The 14,858-nt window shown below is 54.1% G+C and carries 17 protein-coding genes, 1 tRNA gene and 1 rRNA gene; 18 read left to right on the top strand and 1 reads right to left on the bottom strand.

The annotated features are described in order from the left end of the window. Window positions 1-153: 153 nt before the first annotated feature. Together rrf and ACI2J2_RS13705 are read left to right on the top strand one after the other, a co-directional pair. A 5S ribosomal RNA gene (gene rrf / locus ACI2J2_RS13710) occupies window positions 154-269 on the top strand. A gap of 95 nt (window positions 270-364) precedes the next feature. Beyond that, a tRNA-Asp gene (locus ACI2J2_RS13705) sits at window positions 365-441 on the top strand. A gap of 188 nt (window positions 442-629) precedes the next feature. Here the strand turns inward: ACI2J2_RS13705 and ACI2J2_RS13700 are convergent. Next, window positions 630-1,019 carry a hypothetical protein gene (locus tag ACI2J2_RS13700; RefSeq protein ID WP_209636891.1) on the bottom strand — a complete coding sequence of 130 codons (390 nt, stop codon included), beginning with the start codon at window positions 1,017-1,019 and terminating at the stop codon, window positions 630-632. Window positions 1,020-1,316: 297 nt separating this feature from the next. Between ACI2J2_RS13700 and ACI2J2_RS13695 the strand changes: the two genes are divergently transcribed. The 16 genes from ACI2J2_RS13695 to ACI2J2_RS13620 are packed head-to-tail and all read left to right on the top strand — an operon-like array spanning window position 1,317 to window position 14,843. Further along, window positions 1,317-2,021: a beta-ketoacyl synthase chain length factor gene (locus ACI2J2_RS13695; RefSeq protein ID WP_404760258.1), complete on the top strand. Its 705-nt coding sequence runs from the start codon at window positions 1,317-1,319 to the stop codon at window positions 2,019-2,021. Beyond that, complete coding sequence (locus ACI2J2_RS13690; RefSeq protein ID WP_404760257.1) at window positions 2,021-2,839, top strand: lysophospholipid acyltransferase family protein; 819 nt, start codon at window positions 2,021-2,023, stop codon at window positions 2,837-2,839. Before ACI2J2_RS13695 ends, ACI2J2_RS13690 begins: the two co-directional genes overlap by 1 nt. Window positions 2,840-2,843: 4 nt before the next feature. Next, window positions 2,844-3,104: a phosphopantetheine-binding protein gene (locus ACI2J2_RS13685; protein ID WP_037426925.1), complete on the top strand. Its 261-nt coding sequence runs from the start codon at window positions 2,844-2,846 to the stop codon at window positions 3,102-3,104. A 9-nt stretch (window positions 3,105-3,113) separates the two neighbouring features. Next, window positions 3,114-3,365, top strand: a complete 252-nt coding sequence (locus ACI2J2_RS13680) for an acyl carrier protein (RefSeq protein WP_265554857.1) — start codon at window positions 3,114-3,116, stop codon at window positions 3,363-3,365. Window positions 3,366-3,380: 15 nt separating this feature from the next. Continuing rightward, the gene (locus ACI2J2_RS13675; protein ID WP_404760256.1) at window positions 3,381-3,965 is read left to right on the top strand and encodes a hypothetical protein; all 585 of its coding nucleotides are present in this window, start codon (window positions 3,381-3,383) and stop codon (window positions 3,963-3,965) included. 8 nt (window positions 3,966-3,973) lie between these two features. Further along, window positions 3,974-5,305 carry an AMP-binding protein gene (locus ACI2J2_RS13670; protein WP_404760255.1) on the top strand — a complete coding sequence of 444 codons (1,332 nt, stop codon included), beginning with the start codon at window positions 3,974-3,976 and terminating at the stop codon, window positions 5,303-5,305. Continuing rightward, complete coding sequence (locus tag ACI2J2_RS13665; RefSeq protein ID WP_404760254.1) at window positions 5,302-5,646, top strand: 3-hydroxyacyl-ACP dehydratase FabZ family protein; 345 nt, start codon at window positions 5,302-5,304, stop codon at window positions 5,644-5,646. The genes ACI2J2_RS13670 and ACI2J2_RS13665 overlap by 4 nt, the downstream gene beginning before the upstream one ends. Continuing rightward, the gene (locus tag ACI2J2_RS13660; RefSeq protein ID WP_404760253.1) at window positions 5,637-7,355 is read left to right on the top strand and encodes a glycosyltransferase; all 1,719 of its coding nucleotides are present in this window, start codon (window positions 5,637-5,639) and stop codon (window positions 7,353-7,355) included. Before ACI2J2_RS13665 ends, ACI2J2_RS13660 begins: the two co-directional genes overlap by 10 nt. Continuing rightward, window positions 7,352-7,780, top strand: a complete 429-nt coding sequence (locus ACI2J2_RS13655; protein WP_209636877.1) for a thioesterase family protein — start codon at window positions 7,352-7,354, stop codon at window positions 7,778-7,780. The genes ACI2J2_RS13660 and ACI2J2_RS13655 overlap by 4 nt, the downstream gene beginning before the upstream one ends. After that, window positions 7,777-8,382, top strand: a complete 606-nt coding sequence (locus ACI2J2_RS13650) for an outer membrane lipoprotein carrier protein LolA (RefSeq protein WP_404760252.1) — start codon at window positions 7,777-7,779, stop codon at window positions 8,380-8,382. The genes ACI2J2_RS13655 and ACI2J2_RS13650 overlap by 4 nt, the downstream gene beginning before the upstream one ends. Then, window positions 8,372-10,678 (top strand): MMPL family transporter, encoded by a 2,307-nt coding sequence (locus ACI2J2_RS13645; RefSeq protein WP_404760251.1) that lies wholly within the window; start codon window positions 8,372-8,374, stop codon window positions 10,676-10,678. Before ACI2J2_RS13650 ends, ACI2J2_RS13645 begins: the two co-directional genes overlap by 11 nt. Further along, window positions 10,678-11,250 carry a DUF3261 domain-containing protein gene (locus tag ACI2J2_RS13640; RefSeq protein ID WP_404760250.1) on the top strand — a complete coding sequence of 191 codons (573 nt, stop codon included), beginning with the start codon at window positions 10,678-10,680 and terminating at the stop codon, window positions 11,248-11,250. Before ACI2J2_RS13645 ends, ACI2J2_RS13640 begins: the two co-directional genes overlap by 1 nt. Beyond that, window positions 11,250-12,419, top strand: a complete 1,170-nt coding sequence (locus tag ACI2J2_RS13635; RefSeq protein ID WP_209636869.1) for a beta-ketoacyl-[acyl-carrier-protein] synthase family protein — start codon at window positions 11,250-11,252, stop codon at window positions 12,417-12,419. The genes ACI2J2_RS13640 and ACI2J2_RS13635 overlap by 1 nt, the downstream gene beginning before the upstream one ends. Then, window positions 12,416-12,889 (top strand): hotdog family protein, encoded by a 474-nt coding sequence (locus tag ACI2J2_RS13630; RefSeq protein ID WP_209636867.1) that lies wholly within the window; start codon window positions 12,416-12,418, stop codon window positions 12,887-12,889. Before ACI2J2_RS13635 ends, ACI2J2_RS13630 begins: the two co-directional genes overlap by 4 nt. Next, window positions 12,886-13,617, top strand: coding sequence for a 3-ketoacyl-ACP reductase FabG2 (locus ACI2J2_RS13625; protein ID WP_265554839.1), 732 nt, complete (start codon window positions 12,886-12,888; stop codon window positions 13,615-13,617). The genes ACI2J2_RS13630 and ACI2J2_RS13625 overlap by 4 nt, the downstream gene beginning before the upstream one ends. After that, entirely contained in the window at window positions 13,614-14,843 is a 1,230-nt protein-coding gene (locus ACI2J2_RS13620) for a beta-ketoacyl-ACP synthase (protein ID WP_209636863.1), read from the top strand. The genes ACI2J2_RS13625 and ACI2J2_RS13620 overlap by 4 nt, the downstream gene beginning before the upstream one ends. The last annotated feature ends 15 nt before the right edge of the window (window positions 14,844-14,858 follow it).

Below are 14,858 nucleotides of genomic sequence, written 5' to 3'. Positions count from 1 at the left end.
GCAGCGATGCATTGAGCTAACCAGTACTAATGATCCGTGAGACTTAACCTTACAACACCAAAGGTGTTTTTAGAGCAGACGAAAGATTTTCAGCGGGTTCCGAGATTGGTTTTGGTGGTTACGCGAGTAACGGCCGGAATGAAACAGAATTTGCCTGGCGGCAATAGCGCGGTGGTCCCACCTGACCCCATGCCGAACTCAGAAGTGAAACGCCGTAGCGCCGATGGTAGTGTGGGGTCTCCCCATGCGAGAGTAGGACACTGCCAGGCATCAATTAAACGTTATCGGTTTGACACCCGGTAATGAGCAGAATCGCCAAGTGCGGTTTTGCCCACATCGATAGATGTGACGTGAAAGAACCGGTGGAGCGGTAGTTCAGTTGGTTAGAATACCTGCCTGTCACGCAGGGGGTCGCGGGTTCGAGCCCCGTCCGTTCCGCCACTAATTGATAAGCCCTGAGTCTATGACTCAGGGCTTTTTCATATGCAAAATCCAAAGAAACATAATATTTTTGCGTGATTTATGTGGTGAAACCCTGTTTTTATAAAGATTTATCTAAATAAATGCCGATATAAAGAACACTATGCCCGGCAGTATTATCTCTGCCGGGTTAATGCTTCTTATTATTGTTATTTAATATTCTGGCGCGCCAATTCTAACTGTATATCTTTATCAAGATTGGCTACCCAGCGGTTATAGTTTGGATGAATCTTTCCATCTTTGGCATCCATATTACTGCTGCCCAGATACTTAATCTGATAACTATTTGTATTGTAAGTGATACGGATGTTAGCACTGTGCCCGCGTAACAGGATTTTGCCATCTATCACGCCATCACTCGTCGGATTCAGCATCCAGTTGCGATTCAGCCCGGCAGCGAGAATGGCCTGGCGCACTTGTGCTTCAGTGTGACTCCCTACAACATTCTGATTGATGTTTTTTACCGGTGCAGTGCCTGCACACCCACTGACCAGAACTGCGGCGAATACGCCAGTTAAAATGAGCTTTAATGGTTTCATACTCTTTTCCATGAGCGGTCGTAAATAAGAAATGTATTAGCCATACACGAAGAGCGCGGTATGGTATCCCCTCATTAAGATACCTCTATAGATTCTTTTCGACAAATATTGCTGGTTTTCATCGTGATAATTCTCTTTTTACTCAAGTCTCACTGCGGTATGTCGATAAGTATTCCTAATATTTTAATTGGATATTCCGTGCAAAAATAGGAATTTTGGGAATGCAATCTGAGGTCAGATATAATAAATTTACCCACGCAATTTCTTTGACCGGTAATACCCTTATATGGCGGCGACATGAATATACTCAGTTGGTGGGCAATGGCTCCCGATCGTGGAACGCGTGAAGCTTGGCGTCAATGGGCTGCAGACAACTCATTTGCTACTGAATCACAGGGTGCATTACCCGGTTGTTCACATATTCCCATGATGTCGCTACGTCGAATGAGTGTCGGAACGCGTTTGGCAGTAGAGAGTGGACTCATCTTACTGAATGACTTCCAGGCGGATATGGCGATCTTTACCAGCCGTCATGGTGAGTTAGCGCGGACACACAAAATTCTCCAACATCTGCATCAAGAACAGCCGTTATCGCCAACGGATTTTGCCATGTCGGTGCACAACACGGCTGCCGGTTGGTTAACGATTATGGCGAAGAATATCTTGCCAACGACATCATTGGCCGCCGGTGAAGACAGCTTTCAGCAGGGCATGATAGAGGCCCAGGCCGTATTGGCGACGGGTAGCGCGGAGCGGGTGCTATTAATTGATTTTGACGGTGTTGTGCCGGAAGTTTACCGGCCTTTTACTCCCGCGAATTCCTACCCTTATGCTGTCGCGTTGCTGTTGGAAAGCGGTGGTTCACTGCATTGCAACGCCGTAGACGACGGGCCGACGGGCTGTCAGGAACCACAAAGCCTGTCGTTCTTGCGCGGTTGGTTGCGCACTGATGATGCATTCACTGTTCCGGGCCCGCGGCACGGCTGGTCGTGGGGGCGCTGATGGCAACGACGATATCTGCGGAAAATGTGCCCGAACAATCGTCCTGGGTTAATCGCTGTTGGCGGGTAGTGGCCACCGGCTTTTGCTTTTCTCTTTTCGGTCTGGGCGGCCTGCTGCTATCAGGCGTTTGGTTTAACCTGATGCGTCTGGTGGTGCGCGATCCTGCGCGCCGTAGCCGGCTGACACAAAACGCGATCCGACATAGTTTCCGCTTTTTTCTGGCAACGACGCGTTTTTTCGGTGTACTGGACTACCATTTCGACAACGTTGAACGCTTAAGTGAGGACAGTGGCTGTTTGGTTATCGCCAATCATCCCAGCCTACTGGATTATGTGTTGCTGGCTTCACAGATGCCGCGCTGCGACTGTATCGTCAAGGAAGCATTACTGAGTAACGTGTTTGTCAGTGGTGTGATCAAAGCTGCGGGCTATCTGGCCAACGCGCAGTCGGATATTTTGTTGGAACACTGCCGCCAACGTCTGGCCAGCGGTGGAACTATCCTGATCTTTCCTGAAGGGACACGCACGACGCCGGGCAAGGGGCTGACCCTGCAACGTGGGGCAGCCAATATTGCGCTACGTAGCCAGTGTGATATCCGCGTGGTGCATATCCACTGCCAGCCACCTATGCTGACGAAAGAGGGCAAATGGTATAAGATCCCGCCGATAAAACCGCAGTTCCGCATCACCGTTCAGGACAAGATCGACGCTCGCGCATTTATACATGCGAATGACGTTTCTCCCGCCCTCGCGGCAAGAAGATTAACCCAGCATTTAACTGACGCTTTACAGTCAGATTCTATAAATAATGAGAAATAGCGTAATGAATTTATTGAGCTCTGAAATCAAGCAATTGATCATTGATACGCTCAATCTTGAAGGTATGACACCGGAGGAGATTGACGCCGAGGCGCCGCTGTTTGGTGATGGACTGGGCTTGGACTCCATTGACGCCTTGGAGCTGGGCTTAGCACTAAAGAACCGTTATGGCGTAGTGCTGTCGGCTGAAAGCCAAGATATGCGGCAACATTTTTATTCCGTGGAAACGCTGGCGAAGTTTGTTTCTGCACAGCGTAGCAAATAAGGGGTTTTCATGGATAAGCAAGAAATTTACCTGCAAATTCAGGCATTACTGGTCAAGTTGTTCGAGTTGGATGCCGATGACATCAAACCCGAGTCTCGGCTGTACGAAGAATTAGAGCTAGACAGTATTGATGCAGTTGATCTCGTGGTGCACCTGCAGAAAACAACCGGTAAGAAGATCAAACCTGAAATGTTCAAGTCGGTACGTACTGTGCAAGACGTGGTTGATGCCATCGATGCGTTGCTGAAGTCAGACAGCTAAGGCCAGGGCGTGAAGGTGAATACCGTTCCTTGGCTAAATGGGGTGTTACGGTTGCTGCAGGCTGCGACCTGGCTAGTGCTGCTGCTTTACCCGGTGGCGGTCTGGGTGGGGTTATCACGCTGGGGAACCACTGTCTTGGTGCCGTTATTGGTGACGCTCTTTACCCTTCGTCTGTTCGTACTGCGCGGTAAACTGCGTCAGCAAATGTGGCTGGGCAAAGCGTTAGCCATCGTTGGCATTCTACTGGCGCTTGTCAGTTGGGCGCTGAAACAGAACCATTGGTTGTTGTATTACCCCGTACTGGTCAACGCATTACTGTTGATACTGTTTGTATACTCCCTGTTTGTACCACCCACGGTGGTTGAGCGGCTGGCCCGAATGACAGAGCCGCAGTTGGACTGCGCCGGCATTATTTATACGCGGCGGGTGACTCAGGTGTGGTGTGGCTTTTTTATTGTTAACGGTGCAATAGCGCTGGCAACCTGTTTGTCCGGTGATATTGCACTTTGGACGCTGTATAACGGCGGCATCAGCTATCTGCTGATGGGAGCATTAATGGGTATTGAATGGATAGTCAGGAAAAGGGTCAGGCACATCTAAGTTTGCCAATGAGCCAATGGCTTAGTTCGGCACGCGACGATAGGGTGCTTATCGCCTGGCGTGGCGACAAAGCATTATGTCTTGGCCAATTTCGCCGTGACGTTGCGGCGTTGACCGAAAAACTGCTGGGCAGGGAAGAGCGCCGCTGGGCGCTGTGTTTTGATGATAGCTATCGCTTTGCTGTCGCGTTGCTGGCGTCTTTGTATGCTGGCAAGGTGCCCGTGATTTTTGGTCACCAACGTGAGGCTATCCTCAAAGAGCAGCGAACGGATTTCGATGCGTTATTGACCGATCTTGCTCTTAATCCCGGCGTACCCATTTTGGCTGTATCCGAGGACGCTGGTGCAGATATAGCCTTACCTGCCTGGCCTCGGGATCCTCACTTTATCCTTTATACTTCCGGATCGACCGGCCAGCCGCAAGCGGTGAATAAATCTGTAAGCTGCATGGACCGCGAAAGCGAGCTTTTGGCCGCAACGTGGGGCGATACTTTCCAGGGATGTCGCGTCGTTGCCTCGGTCTCTCACCAACATATGTATGGCCTGAGCTTTCGGGTGTTTCTGCCGCTGGCTTTGGGCCTGCCCTTTGATGCGCAGCTGACGCAATACCATGAACAGTTGATTGCTCAGCACCAGGGGCAACGTTTAGTGTTCGTCAGCAGTCCCGCGTGGCTTAAACGATTAGATAACCGGTTGGCTATTGCAGAGTGCGTTGATGTTATTTCCGCAGGTGGTCCGCTATCCTGCGCGGAAGCAATGCAGTCTAAGCAAGCGCTGGGCGTATTGCCGTTGGAAATTTATGGCACGACGGAAACGGGTACGTTGGCCTGGCGCAGGCAAGATCGTGAAGAGACATTGTGGCAGCCGTTTGCGGATGTAAGGTTAACGGTAAACTCAGATGGCAGTGTTCAGGCTATGTCCCCATTAATACCCGATACCGGTGAACTGGTGCTGAGCGATATTATTCAGCTTGCGCCAGATGGCCGGCAATTTCAGTTAAAGGGGCGTGCTGACCGTATTATCAAGCTGGAAGAGAAACGCCTGTCGCTAACCGAAGTCGAGCAACGCCTCATTTCTCTGCCGGAGATCGCCGATGCTGCGGTGATAACGCAACAGCGAAGGGGTCGCACTGTATTGGCGGCGGTGATTGTACTGTCTGCGTATGGTGAAACGCGCCGGCATGCCTTGTCTGAAGGGGAGTTTACCCGTGCGTTGCATCAGGCATTACGGTGTTGGCTAGAGCCGGTGGCCCTGCCACGCAGTTGGCGTATTATCGACGCCATTCCGCTTAACCCACAAGGTAAACGCGCCTATGCCGAACTACAGGAGCTATTTTTATGATGCAACCTGAGGTGCTGCAACAACAGGTGAGTGATTCAACGCATGCCAGCCTGCAGCTGCGTTTACCTGCCGGGCTGTTTTGGTTTCGGGGTCATTTTCCAGAACACCCGATCTTGCCTGGGGTCACGCAGTTGAACTGGGTTATGCAGTATGCCCGGCAGTTGCTGGCTATTGAGGCCGAGTTCAAGGGGATCGAGGTGATCAAGTTTCAACAACCCTTGCTACCTGAACAAACAGTGACGTTACAGCTTGAATGGCAACCCGCGCGGCAGAAGCTGTTGTTTAGTTACCGCGTGGGTGAGGCGACGGCCAGCAGCGGCAAGATCTCATTATGTCAGTGAGCGCACCCTTCTCTCCCTGCATTATTATCCCTTGCTTTAATCATGGGCAGATGATGCCAGCAGTGCTGGCTGCGCTGGCAGGCTATGGCTTGCCATGCCTGGTTGTCGATGATGGTAGTGATCCCGCGACCGAGCAGGAGTTGCAGCGGTTGGCTGCTGGGCTGCCATGGGTCATGTTACTGCGGCTGGAGCAAAATCAAGGCAAAGGCGCGGCAGTAATCGCCGGTTTGCAGTTGGCACAACGGCAGGGTTACAGCCATGCTTTACAGGTGGACGCCGACGGTCAGCATCAACTGAGCGATATCCCGGCCATGATAGCCGAAGCGCAAAGGTACCCAGACTGTCTGATCTCCGGTCGGCCTGTGTATGACAGCTCAGTGCCGAAAGCGCGTTTGTATGGCCGCTATATCACCCATGTTTGGGTGTGGATCGAAACCCTGTCACTGTCATTGAAAGACAGCATGTGCGGTTTTCGTGTCTATCCGGTGGCGTCGACGCTGGCGTTGACGACACGCCAACCGCTTGGCAAACGCATGGATTTTGATACCGAAGTGATGGTCAGGCTATATTGGCAGGGGGTCGCAAGCCGTTTTCTACCCACGCGCGTGACCTATCCTGCCGACGGCGTTTCCCACTTCGATGCGCTGCGCGATAATTTGCGCATATCCTGGATGCATACCCGTTTGTTTTTCGGCATGTTGCCGCGTATTCCCCGCTTGTTGCGCCAGCGGCGTCGGTTGGCTGCCCCAGAACATTGGTCGGCGACGCAAGAGCGTCAGGGCCTGTGGGGAATTCGGCTGATGTTGCGGGTGTACCGTCTGTTCGGCCGCCGGGCTTTTCAACTACTGCTGTATCCGGTGATCGGCTATTTCTGGCTGACTGGCCGTACTCAGCGGGAGGCATCGCGAGACTATCTGCAGCGCCTGCAGCTGTTTGCCCAGGGGCGGCAGCAGCCGTTGCCCGGGCCACTCGACAGCTTCCGTCATTTTATGCGCTTTGGTGATGCGATGCTTAATAAGCTGGCAAGTTGGCAAGGCGAGCTGAGCGATATCAAGTTGGTGAATCCTTCTCTGTGCGAACATCAAATTGCCAGCGGCAAGGGAACCTTAATTCTGGCCTCGCACTTGGGAGATATTGAATCCTGTCGGGCGCTGGGGGAGTTGGGTTCCGGCGTGACGGTCAATGCGCTGGTGTTTACGGAACACGCCGAGCGTTTCAATCAGTTGATGAAAGAGGTTAATCCCCGCGCCAATGTGAATTTGATTTCTGTGACGTCGTTGGGACCAGAAACGGCGATGCGCTTGCAGGATAAACTGGATGCCGGTGAATGGGTGGCGATCGTGGGCGATCGTACTTCCGCGGGCAAATTCCAGCGCCGTGAGCAGCCGCGTGTCGTGTGGAGCCGTTTCCTCGGTCACCCTGCACCGTTTCCGCAGGGCCCATTCATTCTGGCAGCCGCGTTGCGCTGCCCGGTATTTCTGATGTTCGGCCTCAAGCAGCAGGGGCATCTTAACGTCTATTTTGAACCCTTTGCCGATCCGCTAATTTTACCCCGTCAACAGCGCCAGCAGGCGTTGCAAAAGGCGGTGGACCAGTATGCCGCGCGGCTGGAACATTATTGTCTGCTGGCACCGCTCGACTGGTTTAATTTTTTCGATTTCTGGCAGTTGACGTCGCAACCGTCATCGCAACAGAGGCCTGAGACATGAAGCTAAAAGACGATCCGCGATTTTCCGTTAAGGTTGAGATCACCATTCCTTTCCATGATACCGATGCCATGGGGGTGGTCTGGCATGGTAACTACTTCCGTTATTTTGAAATCGCCCGTGAGGCTTTGCTGAAACAGTTTAACTATGGCTACCGGCAAATGCAGGCATCGGGCTATGTTTGGCCGATCGTCGACACGCGAGTGAAATATATTGCCCCAGTGCTGTTTGAACAGAAAATTAGTGTCTGTGCCGAGCTGGAGGAATATGAAAATCGCCTGCGTATTGGCTACCGTATCCTTGATGCACATAGCGGTCAGTTAACCACTCGCGGTCATACCATTCAGGTGGCAGTAGAGATTGCCAGCAAAGAGATGTGTTTCGTTTCGCCGCAGGTGCTATTGGATAACATCGAGGAGGCGCAATGAAATTCTGGGTGCTAACTATCGCTGCCTTTTTTAGCTTGAGCGTGCAGGCGGTAACGCTGACGGAGCTGCAACAGCGCTTTAGTCAACAGCCGGTACTGCGTGCCGAGTTCGAACAGCAACGCAGCATTAGCGGCATGGCAAAGCCCTTGAAGTCCAGTGGTGAGCTTTTGATTTCTCAGCAAAAAGGGCTGTGGTGGGCGCAGCAGAAACCCTTCCCGTTGACCCTGCTGTTGGACGATAAACGTATGGTACAAACCCTGGCAGGCCAGCCACCGCAGGTAGTCACGGCGGAAAACAACCCGCAGATGTTTCAGTTCAACCATCTGTTGACCGCACTGTTTCACGCTGACAGCCAGGCACTGGAACAAAACTTTGCTTTGCAATTCAGCGATCTTGGGCACAACCAATGGCGGTTGGTACTGACACCGAAAACCACGCCGCTCGATAAGTTGTTCAAGCGCATTACTCTCAATGGTGAGCAATTCCTGGAAACCATTGATATTGATGATATGCAAAGTGACGCCACACATATCCGTTTCTTTAACCAGAAAACGGCACCCCAGACACTGACGGCTGCGGAGCAACAGCGTTTTGCGTCCTGACTTGCACCGACGGTTAGCCTTGGGTTGGTTGGCGATTTGTCTGCTCTTGCTTGCAGCGCTGTGCTGGCTGTTACCGCGTAGCCAGATTAATAGTAGCGTCTTGGCGTTATTACCCAAGCAGCAATTGGTGGGGGTGCCGGATGAACTGGCTGATGGTTTCAGTCGCCGGCTCGATCGGCAACTGATGTGGTTGGTGAGCCCACCGCCAGGCGCGGATAGCGCGGCGGTGAAGTGGTGGTGGCAGCAATTACGGCAGATGCCCGAACTGCAGCAGGTTGGCGGGCCAATGGATGCGCAACGCCAACAGCAGTGGGGGCGATTTTTCTACCAGCACCGTAACGTATTGTTGGACGACGCTACCCGGCAACGGCTTCAGCAGGGGCCGGATGCGCAAAGCCAGTGGATCCTCGGGCAACTCTATTCAGCTTTCGCCGGCGTCAGCGGTAAAGAACTGGCTAACGATCCGCTGATGCTGGTACGTGCCTCGCAATTGGCGCAGCAGCAAAACGGGGGGTTGTTGAGCCTGTCCGACGGCTGGCTAGTGGCGCGCGACGCACAAGGCCGCAGTTGGTATCTGCTGCATGCGGAGTTAAGTGCATCTTCTTATGACATCACCAGTGCTCGGCGAACGGTGGATAAACTGGCCGCGCTGCAGCAACAACTGCAACAACGCTGGCCGGGCACAGAGGTGCTGAACCGCGGCACGCTGTTTTACAGCAACTACGCCAGCCAACAGGCCGAACGGGATATTTCCACCATTGGCCTGGCGTCGGTCGTGGGCGTGTTTTTATTGGTGTTGTTGATGTTCCGATCGCCGTTGCCGCTGTTATTGTGTGCGCTGTCCGTGAGCATTGGCGCATTGGCGGGTACTGTCGCTACGCTGCTGGCGTTTGGAGAAATACATGTGATGACGCTGGTGCTAAGCATCAGCATTGTCGGCATTTCGGCGGATTACACGCTCTATTTCCTGACTGAACGAAGGGTACATGGCCAGCAATCGACGCCATTAGCCAGTTTGCAGAAACTGTTGCCCGCCTTGTCGATGGCGTTAGTGACCACCGTGGTTGCCTACCTGGCGCTGTTGATTGCGCCATTTCCGGGCTTACAGCAATTGGCGGTGTTTGCCGCTGCAGGGCTGAGCGCCGCCTGTATCACGGTGATATGTTGGTACCCACGGTTATCGCGTCGGTTGCCTGTGCGCCCGGCGCCGGGATTAACGCTGATTTTGCGCTGGTTACATGCCTGGCGTCATCGGCCAGCACTGCGTTATGGGTTGCCCGGAGCAGTGCTGTTGCTGGTGATAGTCGGCTTCAGCCAATTGAAGGTGGACGACGATATTGGGCAATTACAGGCGTTGCCAATGGCGCTGCAGCAGCAGGAACAACGTATCGCCGCTCTAACGGGGCAACATAACGATCAGAAATGGCTGGTGGTCTACGGCACTAATGCCGAACAGTTGCTACAGCGAATGGAGCTGTTGCAGCCCATGCTGGCACAGGCTAAACGGCAAGGCATACTGGCGGATTATCGGTTGTTACCTTTACCTTCACTTCAGCGTCAGCAGCAGAATGTTGCCTTGCTGCAACGGGTTGTACCCCAAGTGATGGCGCAGTTACAGCAGGCGGATCTGGCGCTGAACGCCCCGGACTTGACGCCTGAATGGGTAACACCGGAACAATGGATGGGCAGCGTGGTCAGCGAGGGCTGGCGGTTGCTGTGGTTGACGCTACCTGATGGCCGCAGTGCGGCGTTGGTACCTGTCAACGGCGTGCAAAACAGTTCGGCGATGCAGGCATTGGCCGAGCAAGTGCCGGGCACCGGATGGATCGATCGTAAAACCGAATTCAGTGAACTCTTTGGGCAATACCGGTTGTATCTCTCGTATTTGCTGATGTTGTCAGTGGCGGTGATTGCGCTTATCTATCTGTGGCGTTTTGGTTTGCGCCATGGCCTGCGCTGTATGGTGCCAACGCTGTTGTCACTGGGTAGCGGTATTGCGGTGTTGGCATTGAGTGGCCATACGTTGAATTTGTTCTCGTTATTGGCACTGGTGCTGGTACTGGGGATTGGCATTAACTATACGCTGTTCTTTACGAATCCCCGTGGTACGCCGACCACCTCAATGTTTGCCATCTTTATGGCGGTATTCACCACTCAACTGACCTTCGGCATGTTAGTGCTGAGTCATACACAGGCCATCAGCAGTTTTGGTATCGTATTGAGCAGCGGAATCGCCGTAGCATTTCTGTTGGCACCGTTGACGTTAGCAACAAAAAGAAAAAGAGGAAAAGCCTGATGCACGGCTTACGAATGATGTTGTTAATGCTGGTCGCCGTGCTGGCCGGCTGTGCCAGCCCGCAGGATCAGACCCTGCCACAAGCCTGGCTGAAGCCCGGTACCCGGGTAACATTACCCGCGCCGACGCTGGCCCAACCGTTCAATCAGCAACAGTTACTGACCGCCAGCGTAAAAGGGCAGCAGCATTCGATGCTGGTATTACTCAATGCTGACGGTCAGCGCCTGCAACTGGTGGGTATGTCACCGCTCGGCATTCGCCTGTTCAATCTGACCTATGATCATCAGGGGATCCGCACCGAACAATTGATCAACGTGGGTGAGCTGCCGCCAGCCAGCCAGGTGCTAGCTGACATTATGCTGAGCTATTGGCCGGTAGTCGATTGGCAGCCCTTGTTGCCCGCGGGATGGCGCTTAGAGGATCAACCCCAGATGCGTCGCCTGTATGATGATCGCGGGGTGATCGTCAGTGAAATTCGTTACCAGCAAGCAGATGGGCGGCGTGAACCCGTTTCTATTGCGCAATCCGCCTTCCACTATCGCATCACCATTCAAAACCTGGGGAGCGAATAATGATCTACTTCTCCGCCGTAGGCATGGTGAATGCACTGGGTAATAGCCTGCCGCAGATTGCAGAAAATCTGGCGCGTGGCGTGTCGCCAGGCATGCAACCGCAAACGCAGTGGCTCATCGGCGGCGCTCCCTCCTGGTTTGGCAATGTGCAGGGGGAGTTACCCACCATTCCCGAGTCACTCAAACGGCATAATTCACGCAACAACCGCCTGCTGCTGGCGGCGCTGGCGCAGATTGATGCGCCGGTGCGAGAGGCTATCGCCCGTTACGGTGCGGAGCGTGTCGCGGTGATTATGGGCACCAGTACTTCGGGGATCCGCGAGGGTGAGCTGGCGTTACAGCAGTACCATGCAGGGCAATGGCCGCAGGGTTATGATTATCAGCAGCAGGAATTGGGCGATCCGGGCCAGTTCCTCAGTGCTTTCCTCGGTACCCGTGGCCCGGCATATACCCTGTCTACCGCCTGTTCCTCGAGTGCTCGCGCCATCATCAGCGGCAAGCGCCTGATTGAGGCAGGGCTGGTGGATGCGGCGATTGTCGGCGGTGCTGACAGTTTGTGCCAAATGCCAATCAATGGTTTCAACAGCCTGGAGTCACTGTCCGCTGAACGTTGCACACCCTTCGCGACCGGGCGTAGCGGCATTAATATTGGCGAGGCGGCGGCATTGATGTTGTTAACGCGGGAAGCGGCACCCGTAGCGCTGCTGGGCGTCGGCGAATCTTCGGATGCCTGGCATATGTCGGCGCCGCACCCGACGGGTGACGGTGCCGAACGGGCTATCCAAATGGCACTGCGGCAGGCAGGTTTGGGCGTCGAGCAGGTTGGCTATATTAATTTGCATGGTACCGCCACGCGGCTGAACGATCAGGTTGAAGCTCAGGTGGTGAATCGCCTGTTTGGTTCTCAGACCCCCTGCAGTTCCACCAAACATCTCACGGGCCACACGTTGGGCGCTGCCGGTGCCGTAGAGGCTGCGTTGAGTTGGTTACTGCTGACCGAACAGCTGCCGTTACCACAGCAGGATTTCAGCGTTGTGCCACGCGATGCTGAACTCCCAACCATAGGTCTGGTTTGCCAGCCGCAGTCGTTGGGGCCACGTACGATCTTGTCCAATTCCTTTGCCTTCGGTGGCAATAACGCTTGTCTGCTGTTGGGAGATGCGCCGTGAATCGGTATCACAACGCCGAATACTACTTGCCTCACGCTTCTCCTATGGTGCTGTTGGAGCGGGTACTGGAAGTGGGGGAAGAACATGCGCGATGCGCAGTAATGGTTAGCGGTGACGGCGTGCTGGCCCCTTTCCTTGACGCGCAAGGGGCGTTGCCTGGCTGGTATGGCATTGAGCTGATGGCGCAGGCGATTGGCGTATGGAGTGGTTGGCATGGTCGCCAGCGCGCTCAGCCGCCCCAGCTTGGTATGCTGCTTGGCGGACGCGCAATTCACTGCGAACTGTCGTCTTTTCCCGCCGGTAGCGAACTGTTGGTGAGCGTGCATCAGTTGTTGAAAGATGAAAAGTTAGCCAGCTTTGAATGCGAGATCAGTATCAATAATGTGCAAATAGCACAGGGCAGGTTGAACACCTATCAGCCTGATCAACAAGAAATTATTCAATTGACGACCTTAAGGGGAGACGCATGATGCGTTCCGTTTTAGTCACCGGCGCCAGCAAAGGAATCGGCCAGGCTATTGCCTGCCGCTTGGCTGCGGATGGCTTTTTGATAGTAGTTCACTACCACAGCGATAAGAACGGGGCAGAACACACGCTGCAGCAGATTGTCAGTGCTGGCGGGCAAGGGCGGTTGATTCAGTTTGATATTAGCAACCGTATTGAGTGCCGTGAGCGGCTTGAGCAGGATATTGACACCCACGGCGCTTATTATGGTGTGGTGAACAATGCGGGTATCACTCGCGACGGCGCTTTCCCGGCATTAAGTGAAGACGACTGGGATGGTGTGATCCATACCAACCTCGATAGCTTCTACAACGTGCTGCACCCTTGTGTCATGCCGATGATTGGCTTGCGCAAAGGGGGGCGGATTGTCGCGTTGTCTTCGGTCTCGGGTGTCATGGGAAATCGTGGACAGGTCAACTACAGTGCAGCCAAGGCCGGTGTGATAGGCGCTTGCAAGGCGTTGGCGATTGAATTGGCAAAGCGCAAAATTACGGTTAACTGCATTGCACCTGGCCTGATTGACACAGGGATGATCGACATGGAGCCTGCAGCGTTGGATGACGCAATGCGCGCTATTCCGCTCAAGCGCATGGGATCTGCGGAAGAGGTGGCGGGGCTAGCCAGCTACCTGATGTCGGATATTGCCGGTTATGTGACGCGGCAAGTCATTTCCATTAATGGAGGAATGGTATGACGCAGCGCGTAGTCGTTACCGGTATGGCGGGCATCACCGCCTTTGGCAATAATTGGGCGGACGTGTCCAGCCGCCTGAAGCAGGGCAAGAATGCCGTGCGTTACATGGCACAATGGGAAGAGTATCAAGGGCTGAACACTCACCTCGGTGCTCCGGTCGAGGATTTCGTGTTGCCGGAGCACTATACCCGCAAGCGTATCCGTTCGATGGGACGCGTTTCATTGCTGGCGACTCGGGCGACGGAATTGGCGCTGGAGCAAGCGGGGCTACTGGGTGAGGCTGTATTGACCAACGGCGAGACCGGCATCGCCTATGGTTCCTCAACCGGCAGTACCAAGCCAGTCAGCGAGTTCGCCACCATGTTGACCGAAAAGCACACCGGCAATATTACCGGCACCACCTATGTGCAGATGATGCCTCACACTGCGGCGGTCAATACAGGCCTGTTCTTCGGCTTGCGGGGGCGAGTGATCCCGACCTCCAGCGCCTGTACGTCGGGCAGCCAGGCGATTGGTTACGCCTACGAGAGTATCCGTCACGGCTATCAAACGGTGATGGTGGCAGGAGGCGCCGAAGAGCTATGTCCTTCGGAGGCAGCGGTGTTCGACACGTTGTTTGCCACCAGCCAGCAAAATGATCACCCTGCGCTTTCACCGCGCCCGTTTGATCGTCAACGTGACGGTTTGGTCATTGGTGAAGGCGCGGGAACCCTGATCCTGGAATCGTTGGAACACGCGCTGGCGCGTGGTGCCACCATTTACGGTGAAATTATCAGCTTTGCGACCAACTGTGATGCGGCACATATTACCCAGCCTCAGCAGGAAACCATGCAAGTTTGCATGCAACAGGCGCTGAAAGCGTCTGGGTTGGCAACCCGCGATATTGGGTATATCAGCGCTCACGGAACGGCAACAGACCGTGGCGATATCGCTGAAAGTCAGGCAACGGCGGCCATTTTCGGTGACCGTACGCCGATCTCTTCATTAAAGAGTTATTTTGGCCATACGCTGGGCGCGTGTGGCGCGCTGGAGGCCTGGATGGCGCTGGAGATGATGCGTGAGGGCAGCTTTGCACCGACGATTAACCTCAGTGAGCCGGACAGCGCCTGTGGCGAACTGGATTACATCATGGGTGACTATCGCCAGATTGATACGGAGTTTGTCCAATCGAACAACTTCGCATTTGGTGGCATCAATACCTCGTTAATTCTGCGTCGCTGGGCATAACGCTTCATTGCCGGG

The sequence above is a fragment of the Serratia sp. NPDC087055 genome (assembly GCF_044900985.1).
In the GTDB taxonomy this organism is placed as follows: domain Bacteria; phylum Pseudomonadota; class Gammaproteobacteria; order Enterobacterales; family Enterobacteriaceae; genus Serratia.
Note: the sequence above shows the minus strand (reverse complement) of the source record. Positions and strands in the feature narration are given on the sequence as shown.

What these genes read in the sequence shown, in the direction of transcription:
- ACI2J2_RS13700 (WP_209636891.1), bottom strand. Translation starts at nt 1,019, where the DNA reads ATGAAACCATTAAAGCTCATTTTAACTGGCGTATTCGCCGCAGTTCTG.
- ACI2J2_RS13695 (WP_404760258.1), top strand. Translation starts at nt 1,317, where the DNA reads ATGAATATACTCAGTTGGTGGGCAATGGCTCCCGATCGTGGAACGCGT.
- ACI2J2_RS13690 (WP_404760257.1), top strand. Translation starts at nt 2,021, where the DNA reads ATGGCAACGACGATATCTGCGGAAAATGTGCCCGAACAATCGTCCTGG.
- ACI2J2_RS13685 (WP_037426925.1), top strand. Translation starts at nt 2,844, where the DNA reads ATGAATTTATTGAGCTCTGAAATCAAGCAATTGATCATTGATACGCTC.
- ACI2J2_RS13680 (WP_265554857.1), top strand. Translation starts at nt 3,114, where the DNA reads ATGGATAAGCAAGAAATTTACCTGCAAATTCAGGCATTACTGGTCAAG.
- ACI2J2_RS13670 (WP_404760255.1), top strand. Translation starts at nt 3,974, where the DNA reads ATGAGCCAATGGCTTAGTTCGGCACGCGACGATAGGGTGCTTATCGCC.
- ACI2J2_RS13665 (WP_404760254.1), top strand. Translation starts at nt 5,302, where the DNA reads ATGATGCAACCTGAGGTGCTGCAACAACAGGTGAGTGATTCAACGCAT.
- ACI2J2_RS13660 (WP_404760253.1), top strand. Translation starts at nt 5,637, where the DNA reads ATGTCAGTGAGCGCACCCTTCTCTCCCTGCATTATTATCCCTTGCTTT.
- ACI2J2_RS13655 (WP_209636877.1), top strand. Translation starts at nt 7,352, where the DNA reads ATGAAGCTAAAAGACGATCCGCGATTTTCCGTTAAGGTTGAGATCACC.
- ACI2J2_RS13650 (WP_404760252.1), top strand. Translation starts at nt 7,777, where the DNA reads ATGAAATTCTGGGTGCTAACTATCGCTGCCTTTTTTAGCTTGAGCGTG.
- ACI2J2_RS13640 (WP_404760250.1), top strand. Translation starts at nt 10,678, where the DNA reads ATGCACGGCTTACGAATGATGTTGTTAATGCTGGTCGCCGTGCTGGCC.
- ACI2J2_RS13635 (WP_209636869.1), top strand. Translation starts at nt 11,250, where the DNA reads ATGATCTACTTCTCCGCCGTAGGCATGGTGAATGCACTGGGTAATAGC.
- ACI2J2_RS13625 (WP_265554839.1), top strand. Translation starts at nt 12,886, where the DNA reads ATGATGCGTTCCGTTTTAGTCACCGGCGCCAGCAAAGGAATCGGCCAG.
- ACI2J2_RS13620 (WP_209636863.1), top strand. Translation starts at nt 13,614, where the DNA reads ATGACGCAGCGCGTAGTCGTTACCGGTATGGCGGGCATCACCGCCTTT.